Source organism: Dapis hubbardiae BLCC-M172 (assembly GCF_050016015.1).
Classification (GTDB): domain Bacteria; phylum Cyanobacteriota; class Cyanobacteriia; order Cyanobacteriales; family Microcoleaceae; genus Trichodesmium.
This window is the reverse complement of record NZ_JBNHEQ010000328.1, coordinates 1-19049: the sequence shown is the minus strand read 5'-3', so window position 1 is coordinate 19049 and position 19049 is coordinate 1. Positions and strand designations below refer to the sequence as shown.

13 protein-coding genes are annotated in these 19049 nt (G+C 35.7%); 9 read left to right on the top strand and 4 right to left on the bottom strand.

Annotation, left to right across the window (positions count from 1 at the left end):
- Positions 1-341 precede the first annotated feature (341 nt).
- Positions 342-1703 carry a nickel pincer cofactor biosynthesis protein LarC gene (gene larC, locus ACP6PK_RS30520; RefSeq protein ID WP_426565389.1) on the bottom strand — a complete coding sequence of 454 codons (1362 nt, stop codon included), beginning with the start codon at positions 1701-1703 and terminating at the stop codon, positions 342-344.
- Positions 1704-2751: 1048 nt separating this feature from the next.
- Here larC and ACP6PK_RS30515 point away from each other — a divergent pair.
- The 7 genes from ACP6PK_RS30515 (at position 2752) to ACP6PK_RS30485 (ending at position 11395) form a co-directional block, all read left to right on the top strand.
- Positions 2752-3408 (top strand): L-threonylcarbamoyladenylate synthase, encoded by a 657-nt coding sequence (locus ACP6PK_RS30515; protein ID WP_094675805.1) that lies wholly within the window; start codon positions 2752-2754, stop codon positions 3406-3408.
- Positions 3409-3984: 576 nt separating this feature from the next.
- On the top strand, positions 3985-5226 hold the full coding sequence (locus ACP6PK_RS30510) for a HetZ-related protein (RefSeq protein ID WP_426565386.1): 1242 nt from the start codon (positions 3985-3987) through the stop codon (positions 5224-5226).
- A gap of 871 nt (positions 5227-6097) precedes the next feature.
- The gene (locus ACP6PK_RS30505; RefSeq protein WP_371357371.1) at positions 6098-6688 is read left to right on the top strand and encodes a PHP domain-containing protein; all 591 of its coding nucleotides are present in this window, start codon (positions 6098-6100) and stop codon (positions 6686-6688) included.
- Between the two features lie 646 nt (positions 6689-7334).
- Positions 7335-8489 (top strand): DNA double-strand break repair nuclease NurA, encoded by a 1155-nt coding sequence (locus ACP6PK_RS30500; protein ID WP_426565384.1) that lies wholly within the window; start codon positions 7335-7337, stop codon positions 8487-8489.
- Positions 8490-8513: 24 nt separating this feature from the next.
- Entirely contained in the window at positions 8514-8699 is a 186-nt protein-coding gene (locus ACP6PK_RS30495; RefSeq protein ID WP_426565382.1) for a hypothetical protein, read from the top strand.
- Positions 8700-8999: 300 nt separating this feature from the next.
- Positions 9000-10316 (top strand): helicase HerA domain-containing protein, encoded by a 1317-nt coding sequence (locus ACP6PK_RS30490; protein ID WP_426565380.1) that lies wholly within the window; start codon positions 9000-9002, stop codon positions 10314-10316.
- 2 nt (positions 10317-10318) lie between these two features.
- A complete protein-coding gene (locus ACP6PK_RS30485) occupies positions 10319-11395 on the top strand; it encodes a Druantia anti-phage system protein DruA (protein WP_426565378.1) in 1077 nt (358 codons plus the stop codon).
- Positions 11396-11471: 76 nt separating this feature from the next.
- On the opposite strand, the gene ACP6PK_RS30480 is transcribed toward ACP6PK_RS30485, so the two are convergent.
- From ACP6PK_RS30480 to ACP6PK_RS30470, 3 genes are all read right to left on the bottom strand, one after another.
- Positions 11472-12353 (bottom strand): 4-hydroxybenzoate solanesyltransferase, encoded by an 882-nt coding sequence (locus ACP6PK_RS30480; protein ID WP_426565376.1) that lies wholly within the window; start codon positions 12351-12353, stop codon positions 11472-11474.
- 175 nt (positions 12354-12528) lie between these two features.
- Positions 12529-13146, bottom strand: coding sequence for a DUF4276 family protein (locus tag ACP6PK_RS30475; protein ID WP_426565374.1), 618 nt, complete (start codon positions 13144-13146; stop codon positions 12529-12531).
- A 35-nt stretch (positions 13147-13181) separates the two neighbouring features.
- Positions 13182-14393 (bottom strand): AAA family ATPase, encoded by a 1212-nt coding sequence (locus ACP6PK_RS30470; RefSeq protein WP_426565372.1) that lies wholly within the window; start codon positions 14391-14393, stop codon positions 13182-13184.
- 422 nt (positions 14394-14815) lie between these two features.
- On the opposite strand from ACP6PK_RS30470, the gene ACP6PK_RS30465 reads away from it, so the two are divergent.
- Both ACP6PK_RS30465 and ACP6PK_RS30460 read left to right on the top strand, forming a co-directional pair.
- Entirely contained in the window at positions 14816-16450 is a 1635-nt protein-coding gene (locus ACP6PK_RS30465) for a Ppx/GppA phosphatase family protein (RefSeq protein WP_426565371.1), read from the top strand.
- 1018 nt (positions 16451-17468) lie between these two features.
- Positions 17469-17609 carry a hypothetical protein gene (locus ACP6PK_RS30460; protein WP_426565369.1) on the top strand — a complete coding sequence of 47 codons (141 nt, stop codon included), beginning with the start codon at positions 17469-17471 and terminating at the stop codon, positions 17607-17609.
- The last annotated feature ends 1440 nt before the right edge of the window (positions 17610-19049 follow it).

The window sequence follows — 19049 nt, the reverse complement described above, 5'->3', positions numbered from 1 at the left end:
ATTAAAGTTTATGAGATCGCGATTCTGGGTTATGGAGCGCAGAACAAATTCTTGATGGGTTGACTATTGGCAGAAAAATCAAGGGATAATTCTTCCTCCTAGCAGCTCTAAATTTCCCATTTATCCTGTACGGGTGATTTCCTACGGAATGCTCCTAATTACGCGAATCACCTGAGAAAGGTCAATGAAGATAATTTATATACTATATAAAAATACTTAGCGAACTACAAATTTTTATACTACTTTTAATTTTATAAGTTGACGTCCATAATTTGAGTTTGAAGGATTATTCTAAAATACTGAATTTTGAAGTTAGGACATTTCTAAATTATCAAACTCAGTCATAGATTATTGTTGACTTTTGTCTCGCGCGTATTCCTATACCAACTTTGCAATACCATTTTCTGCACTTCCATAAAAGGCAGATTTTGCTGTCTAGCTAATGTAGCACAATCTTCATATTCAGGTTGCACATTAACAATTTTATCCCCCATTTTTGCCACCTTTAACCTCACTGCTCCATACTCTGTTTCCACCTGATGAATTTCTCGCTCCAAAATAGCTCGTTGTTGAATAGACTGACGAATACCCAAAGTCGTAGTCTCCCGAAATATTACTTTTTGACAAGCAGATAACTTTTCTGGTGTACAAATAACAGTTAGTAAAATTCCCTGGCGAGATTTTTTCATCGTTACAGGTTGAGTAAACACATCCAATGCACCCGCAGCAAATAGAGCATCAAAAGTATAGGCGATCGCTTGCGGAGAACAATCATCTATTTGAGTTTCTAAAACTGAGACAGTTTCTAGATGCGAATGTAGGGACGTTGCATGCAACGTCCCTACAACATCAAACTTTTTTACTTGAGAATGTTGAGTCTGAACTTTCCCTTCTGCGATCCACAAACGCAGAATATTAGGGATAGCTAAATTCTGGGAACCCGCCCCCAAACCAACACATTGTAAAGACATTGACGGTGGTGGACAAAAACCACTAGCAATAGTACAAGCGATCGCCGTACCCGTAGGAGTACACAATTCTTTTTCAATCCCATTAGCATAAATCGGAACATTATGCAACTCCCAAAGTTTTAGCACTGCTGGTACAGGTACAGGTAATAGACCATGAGCAGTCCTCACAGTACCCCCACCAGTAGGCAAAGGCGAGCAATACAATTTGTCAATATTCAACCAATCTAACCCCAAACAAGTCCCCACAATATCAATAATGGCATCAGTTGCCCCAACTTCGTGAAAATGTACTTGCTCTGGAGCAACACCATGTACAGCACCTTCTGCTTGTGCCAACTTCTGAAACACTGCCAAACTCCAAGCTTCAGCACGTTGGGGCAATCCAGCTTTTTTGATTAATGCTTCTATTTCTGGCAAATGGCGGTTGTGAGCATGATGGTGTTTTTGTCTGTTAGAGTCATTTTCTGCATCGTGATGATGGTGATGGTGGTGGTCAAAAGTTAGGGGTTCCCCATCTTCAGGATTTGCATGAGTTAGCTTGACATGAAATTTCGTCGCTACTATACCATTACGATGCACTTTTTCTGTACTTAACTGATATTCCTGGGAAATACCCAAAAGATTTAGTTTTTCGATTAGATAGTCTAGAGGAACACCAACATGGACTAAAGCACCCAGACACATATCGCCTGCAATACCAGTGGGACATTCAAGGTAAGCTATTTTGTTCATAAACTAGGGAAGCGCTACGCGCAAGTCAAAAGTCAGTAGGGGCGAATGGCCATTCGCCCGTAGAAAAGTCAAAAATAATCTCTAACTGAGGTTTTCCTATTGGGAATAGAAATTAGTATTAAAGTTTACCTCACCATCCTAAAATTTTTTCTAATTCTCTTTGAAGACCAATTCATCCTTACCAAGACTTTTTGACATACTCTCCGGCTGTTAGGCGCGGAGATTCTCCTGAAAACAGGATTCTTGGTTCAATGAGTCCACTTAAATCAGATACGCAAGCGATACCTAAGCCAGAGATGGTTCTCTCCCCAAGCGTTTACTCTATTTCAAGAGCCTGTTCCCGTATGCCCTACGGTACAGTTCAAACCTAAAAAAACTTTGGTTCTCTGGTACTTGTTGCTTAGAGCTTTTCGATACACAAGCATTCGGAGTGCAAAACCCCATAACTCTAGTTTTCAAGGTAAATGGCGCTACTGATTAAGTAGCTAGGTTTTTAGAGTGGTTGAATACCTTTCCACTTTTTCTAGCATAACACAAAGTCCCCCTAAAAGGGGGAGGCTTTAAACCCAATTTTTCGGTAAAAAAAACTGTAGGGGTTTGGTCTCCAAACCCTTTACTCTCAAAATCCCTACAGAATTTTCAAAAGGGGTCAATTCAAAATTGGCATTGCTGAAACAGAGTATGAAATTCCTAAATTTATAACGGTAAATCAGACCTATTTCTCGTCTAACTAGGGTGGAAAAAGCTCCTTTCTAACTCCTGACTCCTGTAGGGGCGTTTTGCTATCGCACAACTCCGTTTTGCTAGCGCAAAGCTCCGCTAACGGCGCTTGAGCCGACATGAAAAACGCGGAGCGACATATAAAGCGGAGCTTTGCGTTAGCAGATGGCCATTCGCCCCTACCACTCCTGTAAAATCATACTTTTATTCAGCAACGCCCAAAATTTAGTAACAATTATATGATTATGGCGGAATATATGAGCAAACTTCTGCTTATTCTTTGATAAACCAATAGTTTGACATTTTATCTAAAATCTAAAATACAAATATGGCAATTTTTTACGAACTTCATCCTGATACCCCCCAACAAAGACGTGTAGAACAGATTATTAAAGCTCTTAAAGATGGGGCAGTGATGCTTTATCCAACGGATACTGTTTACGCAATAGGTTGTGACCTCAATGTTAAATCTGCTGTGCAGCGGGTTAGGCAAATTAAACAACTATCTAATGATAAGCCCTTGACATTCCTTTGTTCCTCCCTCTCTAACATTGCAAGTTACGCTATTGTAAGTGACTCAGGCTACCGGATTATCAAACGTTTAATTCCTGGCCCTTACACATTTGTGCTACCTACCACAAAGTTAGTCCCACGACTGGTGATGAGTCCAAAACGTAAAACAACAGGTATTCGGGTTCCAAACAATCAAGTATGCTTGGCCTTGTTAGAGGCTTTGGGCAATCCCATTATTTCCACATCGGCTCATATTACCAGTGATGCTGAAGGAATGGCCCCGATAAAGATAGAAGCAGTTACTGGTAAAGCAGAATTGTTTGATTGTCTAGAAAATCTAGTAGATATCATTGTCGATGATGGTTCTGACCCTGGGTATCAGGTATCCACTATCCTTGACTTAACTGGCCAAGAACCCAATCTGATTCGAGAAGGTCTTGGGGTTGAAACTGTAACAGCTCTGATTGGTTAATACAGCAAAGAGGGAGTAGGGATTCAACAATTAATAATTAATAATTAATAATTAATAATTACCTCTCCTTATAGAACCCCTGAAGGGAGCTATTTAAAATTATAGATTGAGAGTAGGGGAGTAGGGGAGTGGGGGTAGGGACGTTGCATAAGGGCGTCCGTACGGGAGTGTGGAGAGATGGTAGGAAAAACTCAGTTTGAGGTTACTTTTGAATTTTGAATTTTGAATTTTAATGTGCCACCTGTGTAACAGACACACAGGTGGCACTGTCAATTTAATGGTTGTCACAGTTCCTCGTTCCTGAGATGGCTTTCTGAGGAAAGTCTTAATTTTCAATCTATATTAAGCTTTCGGGCGTTTTTAGTATGAATCGGGAAAATATCTTTGATACTAATTTCAAGAATCTAAGAAAACCACACTAGAAAAGTGTAACTCTCCTTTGCTATTAGTCTAGGCAACTTTCCTATAGTTATAAGTGTAGAGGGAAGGAACAAATCACAAAGATTTCAACCAACACGAAATACTCTACATTTTTCTTTCCTACGCCTAGCGTGCATTATCCAGAGGTAAAATAAAATGACTGTTAAGACTGCTTGCTCCCCCAACTCCCCAACTGACAACTCTACTACCGCTCCAGAAGTTAATAATAGCCAAGTTGAAAATCAAACTACAGAAAATACTGTAATAGGAATGGGTACTGAAACTTTAGCTGCTGTGGTTTTAAAAGAATTGCAAGATGGTGCAAAAACTAAGCCTGCAAAAGCTCAAACTGTAGCTCTGCGTATAGCTAAAGAAGTAGAAAGGATTTGCTTAAAAAGTAATCGGATTCAAAATTCTGGTGAAGTTCGTTCTTGGCAACTGAGTTTGGCACGTCATCGCTGGCAAAAGTGCTTGCAATACTACAAACTTGGTTCTAAGCAAGGTCGGGTAGAATTACACTCTCTCCTAGCTTCTATGGTTTATCGTCATATTGCTTCTTTTGGAACTCAATTAAATTTCCAAGGTCGCTGTAACTTAATCGAGGATTTTATGCAAGGGTTTTATATTGAGTGTCTGCGAGCTTTCCGCCGGGAACATGGTTTGGAACAAGACTATACTCCTAAAATGAAGTTGGAATTGGCAGAATATATGGCATTCACCGAACAGTATGCTAAACGTCAAATTGGTTTGCCCGGTCGAAACCGTCAACGGTTAATTGTCCTACGCGCTCAGGGTTTTGCTAAAGGTCAACCTCCTGAAACTGCTATTGATATTGAAATGGCGGTTGAGTCTCCTAAAGGTGAAGATGCAGAAGCTTTTAGTCGCTCTTCTGCTGTACAACAAGTTCGAGAGCAAATGGTTTCTGAGGCTGTTGACCCTGCTGAAGCTGTATTGCGCGATCGCGTAATTGCTGAGTTAATCGCCTACTTGGAAGCGGCTGGTCAAGACCAATGTATTGATTATCTACGGTTAAAACTACAAGATTATCAAGCATCTGATATTGATAAGAAGTTGGGTTTAACTGCTCGCCAACGGGATTATTTACAGCAGCGTTTTAAGTATCATGTAGAAAAGTTTGCTCGTTCTCAAAATTGGAAGTTGGTACATCAGTGGTTAGGTGCTGACATTGACCAAAAATTAGGTATGACTTCTGAGCAATGGGAAGCTTTCTTAGTCACACTTTCTCCTGAGCAACAACAAATTCTACAACTTAAGCGAGGTGGTGAAGATGAAAAAGCGATCGCTGCTGCAATCAAATGTACTCCTAAACAGTTACAGAAACGTTGGGCAAAATTATTGGATATGGCTTGGGTCTTTCGCAATAATGACCAAAGTTAGTATGGTATTAAAAATGAAACAAATTATTTTTACTTATCCAATGAAAGTTTGCTATATGGGTCATCCTACTTCTTTCTAGGGTGGGCAATGCCCACCCTATTTACATTTAGTCCATTTATAATTTTTTTGTGATTTAAAATACAAATAAATTGCTACAATAATTATCAATATATTTAATTTTTCTGGTAGAAAATTTTTATAATAAAATTAATACTTTTAGACTAATTCATCAAAAAGTTTGAATATTTTGAATAGATAGAACTCTTCAATGATTTATAATCTATATTCTCGACTTCAAAATGTAGTAGATTAAAGATAATCAGTCAGGTAGAGGATCGATAAATTTAATGCTTTACAAGAGGGAATAGCATTCACATATAATTTCCTAGGAAATTGCCAATCAGAGAAACTAATTAAGTATAAATACTCAATTAAACCTTTTAACTTGACTACAAGGAAGGTCAATAAAGATAATTTACAGAGTATAAGTACGAGGGAAATTAACGATTTTTGTCTACTTAATTAGATGATAAAGTGACCCACGGAACGTGAGCCATCAAAAGTCCCAAAAATGATAAAAACTCTGAAACTATTATTCCTATTACTTTCTAGAGCTGTTCCCTAATTATGTGCTTATGTTCTCAACAACTGCACTGAGGACTTTCATATTAGTTAAATGGGACAAACTTGTAACTTGTCAGCCAAATTTAGATATATTGGAGAAAGTAACAATTTATGAAGATATATGTCTGTGAATATAACTTTGGCTCCTGATTTCACTCAGAAGAGAGTGGTTAATAATTACCCTAAAATTAAGCAAATCTTTGAAACTATTGATGCGTATAGCTGTCCAAACTCTTATAACTTTCATATGCATACAATTTACTCCGATGGACAGCTAACACCTGAGAGTTTAATAGAGCAAGCAATTGCGATCGGCCTCAGAGGTTTGGCCATTACGGACCATCATAGTGTTGGTGGTTATCAAATAGCTAAAAGTTGGTTAGAAAACTGGAAATCTATTAATCCAGATCAAGAGCATTTAGCCCCTATTCTGTGGAGTGGGGTAGAAATTAATGCCAACTTACTGAATATTGAGGTACATATTCTCGGATATGGTTTTGATCCAGAACGCCCAAGTTTACACCCTTATTTGACAGGAAAGGGGACTAAAGGTCGAGAATATCAAGCTGCTAATGTCATTACTGCTATTCAACAAGCGGGTGGTTTGGCGGTACTTGCTCATCCTTGTCGTTATAAGCGTTCTGCTACTGACTTAATTAAAGCAGCAGCGAAGTTAGGTATTGATGGTGTGGAAACTTACTATGGTTACACTCATACTAAACCTTGGAAACCTAGCCCAAAACAAACAGAGCAAGTGAAGAAACTTAGTGCTACCTATGGTTTACTGAATACTTGTGGTACTGATACTCATGGTAAAAATCTTTTGCTACGTTTATAGGGTGGGAATGTCACTATCCCACCCTATTGATTCAAACTAAAACTATCTAAAAATTAGACTAATTAGACCTCTCGCCCAAGAGGTCTATTATTTTGTTTAACTACCATTTGCTATCATTATAGTTGTCAAAAGCATAATCCCAAGACTGGTTAGTAAAAAAACAATTCCCAAGGATATTGACTGACCTAGATGTACTGGAGAATTTGATACTTTCATAGTTTGTTTTTAACAGTTTTTTAAATGTTTTCCTAAAATAACAAGTTTTTAAGAGTTCGTGGAAATTTTTAATATTTTGTAATGAAACTTATATTTTCTTTAAAAAAAAGTATTTAGCTATTAGCAGTCAGCGATCGGCTTTTTTTGTGAAGGCGTTAAAAATATTCTTCAGATTTGCTTTGAAATATACTCGGAAATCGAGTAGTAGTGCATTTTCATGGTAGTCATTATAATTATTTTGGTCAATGGGAACAGTAGTGGGAGCATCTTGCCCCTACAAAGTGGCGTTTTTCATTCTCATCTACTATTACTATGCAAGACTACAGCTATTTTTCCTATGTAGTTCGATGCGAGTTATGAAAAAATAAATGAGCAATTAAAAACTTAAATTCATCGAGTTTTGAAACGTTTTTATTATAGATTTTTAATTATGGATAATAAGCAAAATGACAGCTATGCTAATCTTCCTGATGAACTTTTGGAAGATATTTTAGAGGATGCTCCCAAAATAGCAGATAAAATTAAACCATTGTTTCAAGAGCTAGAAGAACAAAAAAAAATATTACATCAAAAGTTAGAAGATAATGATTTGATTTGTAGAGTTGGAGATTTGGAAAATCCTCCTAGTCCATCTATTGCAGCGGTTGATGGTGGACAAGCTATTGAAAAATCTATTGGTGCTGATACTTTAATTGCTGTTGGCGTTGGTGTTGAAGGTTTAGTAAGAGAGGATAACCGAAAATGGGGTTCTGTTCAGTATAAAAATTGGCAAGATGTTCTACCTCATAATTCTGAAAGTAATCCTAAAGTTACTAGAGGTGCAATGACAGCTTTAGAACTATTAGTAATTAGTCAGACTCCCCATGACATTATAATTGCTGATGGTTCTCATCAAACGCCTGTAATTGGAATTAATAGTTTAACAAGTATGTCAACTTTAGATGAGCCTCATTTTCAAGAAGTAACATCAGATATTATTGAGCAATTTGATTTGATAAATTCTCTTAAGAAAACTATGACTAATCCTAATATTGTTTATATGGTAAAATACGATTCTTCACAAGATATTGGCTTAAGTATTTTGAAATATTTTAATTTAACACTTGATGATAAAACAGTTATGACTTTAATTTTAAATTCAGATGAATTTACAAAACCATTACCTGTGGGACAAACTAAGAAGACAGAACAAGTTTGGGGCGATCTGTATATTTCAGTTTCTGATAAGTTTGATTTTCGTGGACAGCGAGACACTATTAAAGAAGAGCTGAATAAAGCGCTAGATTTACCTAAAAATAGAAAAGTATATTTTACTTACTATAAGCCTTATAAGTGGTCTCCTGCTTATAGAATAGAAATGAAAGAAAACTGTGCAAAAACAGAGATTGAACTTGCTAAAGTTTTAAAAGGAGTTAAAGAACAAGTTGTTTCTACTGAAATTAAAGAACCTTATCCTCAATATTTAGCTGATATGATGGCTAAAAGTATAAGTGGAGGTTTAGAAGCATTAAGAGCAATAGTACAGTATCAATTTAGTGATAATCCAAATTTTTTGCAACTACTTACCCAATCTTACAGAACTTAATTAACATCAGGAAAAACTATAGATATGGATTTACTTAATTTACTTAAAAACCAGTCAAATCAATTTAATATTGGTAGTGTTGGTTCTCCAAGTAATACTACAGAAATCATAATTGATATTAATCAAAAAAGTGAACAAAAGAAAATTTTAGGACAGTTAGTTTGTTTAGTACAACCACAGGAACAAGAACAATTAGTTGTTATCGGATAAATTAGTGAAATAGAAACTAAAAATCGTTGGCATGAAGATTTAACTTTTAGAGGAATTATTAAACGTAGAGGTTCACTTCCTCATTTAAGCGGAAAAGCTGATGTTAGAACTGCTAAATTAAATGTTCAAGCTTGTTTTAGTATTGCACCTGATGGCAAAATTAGTGAAGGAACATTAGGTACTTCTCCATCAACGGGTACTGCAATTTTTTCTGTTCGAGATGAAGTATTAGATAAACTTTTAGAACAGTATAAAAATCAAATTATTTATTTAGGTAATGCTTATTCTACTGAAGTAAAAATGCCTTTTTGGTTAAAGCATTTTGATAGAGGAGAAGGAGGTGCTGGAGAAGCTTATCATATTGGAGTTTTTGGTAAAAGTGGTTCTGGAAAATCTGGTTTAGCTGCTTATTTATTGTTAGGATATGCTAGGCATAAAAATATGGGAATAATTTTTATCGATCCACAAAATCAATTTGCTAGTGATACAGATTTACCTTTTAAACTCCATGAATCTTTAAAAAAATTAGGTAGAAAAGTTGAAGTTTATAGTTTAACAAATCAAATTAGATTAGGAACAAAAAATAATGCAGTAAATTTATTTACTTCTCTCTTGCTAAAAGCAGGTTTTTATCGAAATATTGGAGTTAAAAGTAAAGAAAATCAAGAATATGCTTCAGAAGAAGTGGCTCGAATCATAAGAGTAATTTTGTCTAACCAACAACCCAAAATTGAACTCAAAAATGCTTGTGATGATTTGTTGTTAAATGTATTAACTTCGTTGAGAAATGATAATAATGCTTTACAAAGAATCTATGGTAGTAAGCAAGCTAAAGAAAGATTGGAACAAACTCTTGATAGTATTATTAATGAAAATATAGAATTTCAAAGAGTTAAAGAGGAAATTTGGCAACCTGTATTAGATTTATTCCTTGAACGAGATAGTCAAGGAAATCAAAGAAAGTCTCTATGGTTGATTGTCGAAAAAGCTGCTACCGATCAAACCAAACCAGTTGTCTTTTTAGATATTAAAGGAAAAGGAACAACTTTTGCTGATAATGAAGAAATTAAAGCATTAATTCTCAAAGAAATTAGTATAACTTTAAGAGTAGCTGGCGAGAGAGAATTTGATAAAGATAAAAGATTAAATTGTTTAATTTGTCTTGATGAAGCTCATAGATTTGTTAGAGCTTCTTTTGGTAATGATGATAATAGTGAAATGTCTAATTTAACAAAAACTTTTGTAGATGGAGTTAGAACAACTAGAAAGTATGGTTTGGGTTATATGTTTATAACTCAGACTATTGCATCTTTACATAAAGAAATAGTTCAACAATTAAGACTTTATGCTTTTGGATATGGTTTAACGTCTGGAAGTGAATATAGACAAATTGAGGAATTAGTAAGCGATAAACAAGCATTAAGTTTATATAAATCATTTGTTGACCCTCAAAGTAGCAAACAATATCCTTTTATGTTTCTTGGACCTATTTCTCCTTTATCATTTACAGGTTCACCTTTATTTCTTCAAATGTTCACAGAGTTTAGTAAATTTAAAGATGCTAACAAATTGGTAGAACAATCTCAAGGCAACTTATTCAATCAAAATACACTTTAAACATGAAATCTAAACAATTAAAAAGGATAAGAGGAGAGTTATTAGCAAAATTAGCAGAATATAGTGTTGAATGGGATTTTGATTCAAAAAAGCTAATTGTTGATGATTTAAAATCAATGCAAAAACAATTAGCTCAACATACTAATTTACGAGGTTTAAAATATGAAAATAAATTCCAAAATTATTTAGCCAAACCTGAAGAAATAGACATTCTGAAAATTGATCCTTACTTAGAAATTGTTAAAACTACAAAGCAAAGACAACTTTGGGCTTACGCTACAACTTTTTGGTCAATTCCTGTTACAACTGGTTATGGTAGAAGAATTAGATTTTTAGTATTCGATAGCTATAACGATAAATTGATTGGTATTTTCGGATTAAGCGATCCAGTAATTGGTTTAGGAATAAGAGATAGATATATTGGTTGGACAAAAGAGCAAAAATTACAAAGATTATATAATTGTATGACTGCCTATATTTTAGGAGCAGTACCACCTTATAATTTAGTTCTTGGTAGTAAATTAATTGCTTTATGCCTCATGTTTCCAGAAGTTAGAGAAGCTTTTTATTATAAGTATAAAGACAAAGTATCTCTAATCTCTGGAAAGAATAAAAAAGCACATCTTATCTATATAGATACTTTAGGAGCTTTTGGTAAATCGGCAATATATACTCGTTTAATGAATTGGAAATTTATCGATTATACAAAAGGTCAAAGTCATTTACATATAACTGCAAATGGAAGTTGGGAATTAATAAAACAAGTTGTTCCAGATGACATATTTGATAGTTATAAATTTGGTCAAGGACCTAATTGGAAAATGAGGATTTTAAAAATAGGGTTAAGAGAATTAGGTTTTTCCGAAGATATATTGAGTATTGGTTGGCAAAGAGGCTATTACAACTGTCCATTAGCTAATAATGGGCAAGAATATCTTTTAGGAAAATCTAACAAACCAAAATGGAAAGATTTTAAAAAAAGTGAATTGGTGGAATATTGGAAAAATAAATGGATAATTCCACGATTAGAAAAATTAGAAAATAATTTAGATAACTTCAATATAGCAATTATCAAATAGATGAGGTACAGAAAAACTTAGTAATAGCAAATGTTTTGACTTTTAAATGTACCTCATGTAACTGAAAAACGCTATATTAAAATATGAAACCTGTAATCATTCCAGCTAATAAGATAAAACCTATCCAAACATTTTGTCTGAATATTTGAGCATAAGGTTTCAAAATATCTTCTTGCCGTAATTTTCCATATTGAATAAACCAAAAAATTGTAGCAATTCCCAGAGCTATCCAAAAGCCAATATGTAGCTCCATTTCTCTTCCTAATAACCCTAATAAAACAGAAGTTAAAAAGAAGAATGTACCTACAGCATTAGTAGCATATTCACCAAAAAATAGAGCGCTAGAATTAACACCTAAACGTCGATCGTCTTCGCGATCGCTCATTGCATAAACTGTATCAAAACCTAATGTCCAAACAATAGTTGCACCCCACAATATCCAAGTTGCAGTATCCAACTTAGCAACTGCAGCACTCCAACTAATTAAAACCGCAAAACCCCAAGCAATAGATAATACCAACTGGGGTACTGGAAAAAATCGCTTTGCTAAGGGATAACAGATAATTACGGGAACTGCTGCTACAGATAACCAAAAACTCAGGGGGTTGAGATATAGCGCTATAGTTCCAGCACAAGCAAAGGCAATAATGGCAATAACAATACCTGTTTGAATGGTTAGAGCGCGGGAAGCAAGGGGGCGATCGCGAGTTCTCTCTACTTCTGGATCGATATCTCGGTCCCACAAATCGTTAATTACACAACCTGCGGCACTGGTGGCGAATGTTCCTATTACTATTACTCCTACTAATGGTATGGGTGGCATGGCGTGGGTAGCTAAAAATACGGCCCATAAGGCAGGAATCATTAAAATAAAACGTCCGGCAGGTTTATCCCATCTCAGAAGTTTGATTACTTTTATTAAGGTTGATTCTGATTCAGGTAGAGTAGATTGAGTCATTTTAGTTATTTGTTATTTGTTATCAGTTATAATAGCAAATTTGTTTATTGTTTTGCCCTAAAATATTTATCTTAATTGCTCAAGCAAAACAAGGAGCATAATTATAATTATTGTACCTAAGATAATATAAATTGCAATATTTTTTAGAGGCGATCGCTTCTTCTAATTTATCAAATTAATTGTTTTCCGATTCCATTATTTCCAATAAACAATCATAAAAAACTTGAAAACTGTTTGAGATATTTTTTGCGGGTTTCATATGGGGTGCAATATCTCTAGCAGCCCTCATTTTTTCTAATCTTCCTTGATGATAACCTGCGTCTTTAAGCGCTTTTTCTAAAGCTTCCCAAGTACCACCTTTAATGTCATCTGGGTCACGATATTTAGCATTTTGACTGAGATTTTTAGATACTTTAGGATAAGCTTTAATCAAAGCTGAAATATCTCCAAAAAACCAAGCTTCTAATTCCTCAATCATAATTCTATTAATTAATTGATAATTATTTTTACTTTTACTTCTTGTGACAAATCCAGCATCTCTAGCAATTTTTTCTAACTTTAATTTCAATTTTTTACAATCTTCATTATCTCTATCTACCAAAATTATAATTCTCCAATCATCAGGTATCCATTTTTTATACCCTTTTAATCCTCCGGGTAGTTGAGAAAATAAATCTTCTTTACCCTGAAAAAAGTGAGTTTCAAAAGTTATTGATTCACCCAGAATTTTTGGTAATAAATAACAGAGAGTTTCCTCCGTTGACCGATCCTCTATTAGAAATTCAATATGCACTCGTTAGCCACTCCTAATAATTACTAATTTTCAGGTTAATTTTTGGGTGGTGCGCCTTGATTTTTTAGAGGATTTCCAACCTCAAAATAGTCTTCCATCCATAAATTACCTAAAGATGCTCCTTCCTCGATAAATTCTTTGATTCCTCGCATTTCGCTAGTACGTTTAGCCTGAGTATAACCATTTTTATCCCGATAAAGTACCCATAATTCTTGGGGTCTTATCTCATCAATAAAAAACGGAGAATGAGTTTTCACCATCAATTGAGTCTTAGCTGAAGATGCACGACATTCTTCAGCAAGTTCTGGTAATAAACGAGGATGTAAATGATTTTTTGGTTCTTCAATACCGATAAGTTGAGGTGGATCTGGGTCGTGTAAAACAGTGAGATAAGCTAACATTTTTAAAGTACCATCAGAGGCAAATTTTGCTAAAATTGGTATAGCAAAAGGAGCATCTTTTATCTGTAGTAAAAGTCTTCCATCTTGCATAATTGAAGCTTCAACTTTTTCTAAACGTGGAACTCTACGAGAAAGAATATCAAGAATTTTTTCAAGTCGTCCTGAATGTTGTTCTTTAAGATATTGAACAACATTAGGTAAATTATCCCCTGTTGGCGATAATCTTTCTTGGGCACCCGCTTCAGGAATACTACGAGTATTGTCTGCAGTTAAATAGGAAAGATGCCAACCTGTAGTAAATTTTCTCAAGGCACTAACACGAGGATGTTTAGCAAATTGTCCGAGGGTACTTACTGCTAAAAATTCCGCAGATTCTAATTTTTCATCTATACGTTTGTCTTGTTCATCAGGCATTTCTCCAGTAATTACTTTTCCTTCCCCTTCTTTAAAGTCTAAACACCTAAACGGTTTTCCTCTTGATTTTCTTCTCCATTCCAACCATTCTTCAGCAACATAAGGACCTTTGGTTTTTTCAGCAATGGCAAGATGATATGTAATTAAAGGAGAGTCTTTTTTTTCTCGATATTTAAGTTCAAATACTATATTTCCCTCAGTATCTCTAGTTCTTAATTCTTTAAATCTCCCCCTTTTTTCCCAAGCTTTTCGGAGACCATCTGTAAAACATTCTGACAAAAAAGCAAAGACATCAAATATTGTTGATTTACCACTACCATTAGGACCTAAAAATACAGTTAATGGAGTGATTTTTTTTAGTTCTAAATCACGCAGAGCGCGATAATTTTGCACTCGTAGATATTCAATTCTGGGAATAGATTTTTTGGGCATTATTTAGTTTCACCTTCCTTTTAGTTTAAGTATTCAGTTACAGCAATCCTAAATAGGTTGTAATGTAACATTTTATCGTAGGGGTTTGGTTTCCAAATCCCTCATGCACTTGGGTTTGGAGACCAAACCCCTACAGTTTTTTTGACAAATAATTTAGCATTCAGCTTTTGAACTTAATAACTTACTTTTGATACAGTCATAATAGCTAAGATGCCTATGCTACAAAGGTTTTATTATTGATATTTGTATCTCACCGTAATCCACTGTAATCCTTTCTATACTTCAATCTCCATCGCGGATATATCTTAACAAGTATAATTTGTCAATAGTAAAAGTCCATTTTACTTATTTTTTGTCATAATAAAACAGATGACATTATTTAATCTAAAATTTAACAAACTTGTAAACTAGGACACATTTATATGGTTACATCTGTTCCTCTAGTTAGAATTCCTACTCCACTAGGAAATAAAGACCGTATCTTGGCAGCAATAGATATGGGTACCAACTCCTTACATTTGGTGGTAGTAAAAATTGACCCCAGGTTACCTGCTTTTACTATTATTGACCGAGACAAAGAAACAGTAAGACTGGGAGACTGCGGAACGAAAGGTAATTTAAAACCGGAAGTGATGGATAGAGCGATCGCCACTTTGGAGCGTTTCCAAAAAATTGCTAAAAGTGCTAATGCTGAACAAACTATCACAGTTGCTACCAGTGCTGTACGGGAAGCACCCAACGGCAAAGAATTTCTTAACAGAATAGCTGATGAGTTAAACCTCTATGTTAACTTAATCTCTGGTCAAGAAGAAGCACGACGAATTTATTTAGGGGTGCTTTCAGCAATGGAATTTAACAACCAACCCCATATCATTATTGATATTGGAGGAGGTTCCACAGAGTTGATATTAGGTGATAGTAATACACCGAGAACTCTAAGCAGTACAAAAGTAGGTGCAGTACGTCTGACAAAAGAATTTGTTACCACAGATCCCATTAGTAAAAGTGAGTTTGCGTATTTGCAAGCTTACACTAGAGGTTTATTGGAACGTCCGACAGAAGAATTATTAGCTAACATCAAACAAGGTGAAAAACCTCGGTTAGTCGGAACTGCTGGTACTATTGAAGCTTTAGCAACTATTCATGCTTATGAAAAATTGGGAAGTGTACCAACTCCCCTGGGTGGTTATCAGTTTAGTTTTGCCGAGTTGGAAGAATTGGTGAATAAATTGAGGAAACTATCTCTTTCTGAAAGACTCGAACTTCCAGGAATGTCCGAAAAGCGAGCAGAAATTATTTTGGCGGGTGCTTTAGTTTTACAGGAAGCAATGAGATTATTGGAGATGGAGTCAGTAACTATTTGTGAAAGAAGTTTACGGGAGGGAGTAATACTTGACTGGATGTTAAATCATGGTTTGATAGAAGATCGCCTCCGTTTCCAAAGTTCAATTCGGCAACGTAACACCCTAAAAATTGCGCAAAAATATCAGGTCAATTTGGAATATAGCGAACGGGTTGCTTGTTGGGCGTTATATTTATTTGACCAAACTCAGGGAGTGCTGCATCAGTGGGGATGTGATGAACGAGAGTTATTATGGTCAGCAGGAATTTTGCATAACTGTGGTTTATATATAAGTCATTCAGAACACCACAAACATTCTTATTATTTGATTAGGAATGGGGAATTATTGGGGTATAGTGAGATTGAAATTGAAGTTATTGCTAATTTAGCTCGTTATCACCGCAAGAGTTTACCCAAGAAAAAACACGAGCATTATCAAAACTTACCCAAAAAATATCAACAAGTCGTGTCTGAGTTGAGTGCATTGTTGCGGTTGGCGATAGCTTTAGATAGGCGACAAAAAGGAGCGATCGCTAGTATCACCTGTTGGTTAAACAAAAATCAAAAGGAATTTCATATCTGGTTACGACCTGCTGACCCTGAAGATGATTGTGCATTGGAGTTGTGGAGTTTGGAATATAAGAAGCAGGCGTTTGAAGAGGAGTTTGGTTTAAAATTAATAGTAAAATTGGAAACTGCAATTGTATCTGTTTGAAGAAGGTGATATAGAATCTGGAGTGCGACTCGTTTGGCCTAAGCAAACCCTAGTTTGCGTTCAGCCAGCCCTGTCAAAGGGTAACTCTGATAATCATGGAGGTTAAATTCCTTCCCGCGCAGGTACCGCGTGACTCCCTAGTCCCAGGTTTCAGACAAAGCGCAAGTCTGTCACGAGCGTGCATGGCCTAAAAGCTTCGTCAAGAGTAATGTTATCTCAATTCTCTGCAAGGGAAGTTGACAATGGTTATCGAATAGATAATCTAGTATATGGGTCGTTACTATAGACAAGGGAAAAACATTGATACCCTTGAACCAAAATGGTATGCCCCGCATAATTGGAATCAATTAACTGGAGTTGGTTTTGTATCTAATTGGGGTCGGTCTAAACTAGGAGCCTAAAGTCAACGTGAAATGATATCAGGGAACGAAGTAACCCCTTTTAGCCTCTCTTGAAGAGTAGGAAAAGCGTAACCAATGGCTATTAGGGATAAGGATTCCCTAAGAGGCAAGCCTGGAGTAATACCCAGGATATGCAGACGTGGGGAGGCATTGCTCTTAGGCGTGAAACCGAAATTGTATTAAGCCAAAACGCACTCGCACTTAGTAAGTAGGTTCAAGCCGAGAGTAGGAGACTCATGCCCGTGAAAAATCTCCAGGCATAATGCCAAAGAGCAGCGAAAACCGAAGCCAATAAGCGTGGACAAACCTTGAAATATAGGTGCGAAATTAAGTGTAACCAACCTTGAAGCATCCTGCGATGTTAGGAGCCGTGTGAGCTGGAAACTCTCATGCACGGTTTTGAAACAGAGGTGAGGGGTAGCGATACCCCCATCGACTGTAACTAATTACTATAGCTAAGTCATTGCGACTGCAACGGAGTGGAAGGTTTGCGGAGCATTCCGGAACGGATAGCAATCTCATAGGTTTAAGAGATTGCTTCCTATCGTCGATAGGGACGACTGTTCAACCGGATTCTATATGATAGGTTGTAGGTTAACTACGATATTGTAGGGAGTTTGGTAACCAATTCCCTGATTTGGGCTAAAAAACGGGGGGATTTACAGAAGAATGGTCAAAACTATTGTTCTGAAGCTTGTGCTAATAATCATCCCGATGGTGCAGGTTGTGGTCACGAAGGTTGTGAGTGTAATAGTTAACAAATATTTGCTTGTAGGGGTTTGAAGAGTAAACCCCTTATAGAAGCCCTAAGCGTATCTCCGCAAAGGTAAAGGTTTTTGCCAAAGGAGTCAGGAGATGGAGAATAAAGAAATAGAGGAAAAAGGTAGAGTAGAATTTAGGTCGCCTTACTTCATCATCTCCCCCACTCTCCTACTCCCCTACTCTCAATCTCTAATTTTAAATAGATACCTTTAGGGGTTCTATAAAGAATTATTTTACATGGTCATGGAAGCAAAGAATAAGGGTTTCAGAGATTTTAGGCTCATTGACCCTCGTTGCAATAACATTATACTTAGTCCGTATAGTGAGTAGATTTATATGTAGAAAGGAACTTAATATTTTAATATTTACTTGATTGATTAGCTCTTATCATTTTTATACAGAACTATCACATATTTATCCCTGCTATGGGGGAATAGATTACACATCTCCAGGAATTAACTTTTAGCTTAGGAATTACAAGGATTTTAAGATTAATTATGGGAGATATTTATTGATTTATAGGAACTATTTTTCGTTCAGGGATAATCAGTTTTTCCATGACATATTCGATAGTTTGCTGATTTACCCAACCTTGTTGAACAATAATTTCACCCAGACGGAGGGAATTTTTCTGCTAGTAGAAGTCAAGGCAAATTTTGTACAGGTATAGTCTACTCCCAAACCATCAACTACTATAGCTTTTCTGTTGTTTAGTGCTGTGGGTATTAGCACAAGGTTCAAATCTAGAATTAATTGCACTCATCTAAGATGAGTATGGTATAGAATGAGTAGGAGGTAAGTAGGTGGACAAAAACATTTACTGTCATTAATTCTGTCCGACTACTTTATAAATCTTACCTCCTATCAAACTCGGTTACTATTTCTTTAATAGACATCTCCAAAAAAGAAAGCTTTTTGTAAAAGTAGGCACTTATGCAAGAAGCAAGAGGTGGTAGATGTTCACATAATTAGGCATCCACAAAAGACTTTTAGGGTGACTTTTGCTTGATTCATCTTATGTCGAGACTTTATATGTAAGGTTTGTACAGTCGTTTTGGATAAGACTTATATAATTTCTGGAGATGTCTGATGATAATTAATTAATCGTTGGGTATTTATTAATATGCCCACAAAATTATAGGCATCATAGGTGGTTTTATTGTTTTAATTAATAATTAAATAATTCAGCTTTATTAGCCTCCCCTTTCAAGGCAAGGTCTATTTATTATCACCAGAGAAAAAAGGAGGAGAGGGTGGGGAGTGTGGGAAGTACCAGAACTCAAAAATATAGGGTTGTAAATATTCTCTGACGACAATGAATTAGCCCTGCCCTTTCAAGGGAAAAAAAGTGCTAGGATATTTCCTTATGTTCAATTCCCGTAAGGTTTTAACCAGAGGTAATTATCAATTATCAATTATCAATTATCAATTATCAA

What these genes read in the sequence shown, in the direction of transcription:
- ACP6PK_RS30500 (WP_426565384.1), top strand. Translation starts at nt 7,335, where the DNA reads ATGGATAATAAGCAAAATGACAGCTATGCTAATCTTCCTGATGAACTT.
- ACP6PK_RS30495 (WP_426565382.1), top strand. Translation starts at nt 8,514, where the DNA reads ATGGATTTACTTAATTTACTTAAAAACCAGTCAAATCAATTTAATATT.
- ACP6PK_RS30490 (WP_426565380.1), top strand. Translation starts at nt 9,000, where the DNA reads ATGCCTTTTTGGTTAAAGCATTTTGATAGAGGAGAAGGAGGTGCTGGA.
- ACP6PK_RS30470 (WP_426565372.1), bottom strand. Translation starts at nt 14,393, where the DNA reads ATGCCCAAAAAATCTATTCCCAGAATTGAATATCTACGAGTGCAAAAT.
- larC (WP_426565389.1), bottom strand. Translation starts at nt 1,703, where the DNA reads ATGAACAAAATAGCTTACCTTGAATGTCCCACTGGTATTGCAGGCGAT.
- ACP6PK_RS30485 (WP_426565378.1), top strand. Translation starts at nt 10,319, where the DNA reads ATGAAATCTAAACAATTAAAAAGGATAAGAGGAGAGTTATTAGCAAAA.
- ACP6PK_RS30465 (WP_426565371.1), top strand. Translation starts at nt 14,816, where the DNA reads ATGGTTACATCTGTTCCTCTAGTTAGAATTCCTACTCCACTAGGAAAT.
- ACP6PK_RS30510 (WP_426565386.1), top strand. Translation starts at nt 3,985, where the DNA reads ATGACTGTTAAGACTGCTTGCTCCCCCAACTCCCCAACTGACAACTCT.
- ACP6PK_RS30480 (WP_426565376.1), bottom strand. Translation starts at nt 12,353, where the DNA reads ATGACTCAATCTACTCTACCTGAATCAGAATCAACCTTAATAAAAGTA.
- ACP6PK_RS30515 (WP_094675805.1), top strand. Translation starts at nt 2,752, where the DNA reads ATGGCAATTTTTTACGAACTTCATCCTGATACCCCCCAACAAAGACGT.
- ACP6PK_RS30505 (WP_371357371.1), top strand. Translation starts at nt 6,098, where the DNA reads ATGCATACAATTTACTCCGATGGACAGCTAACACCTGAGAGTTTAATA.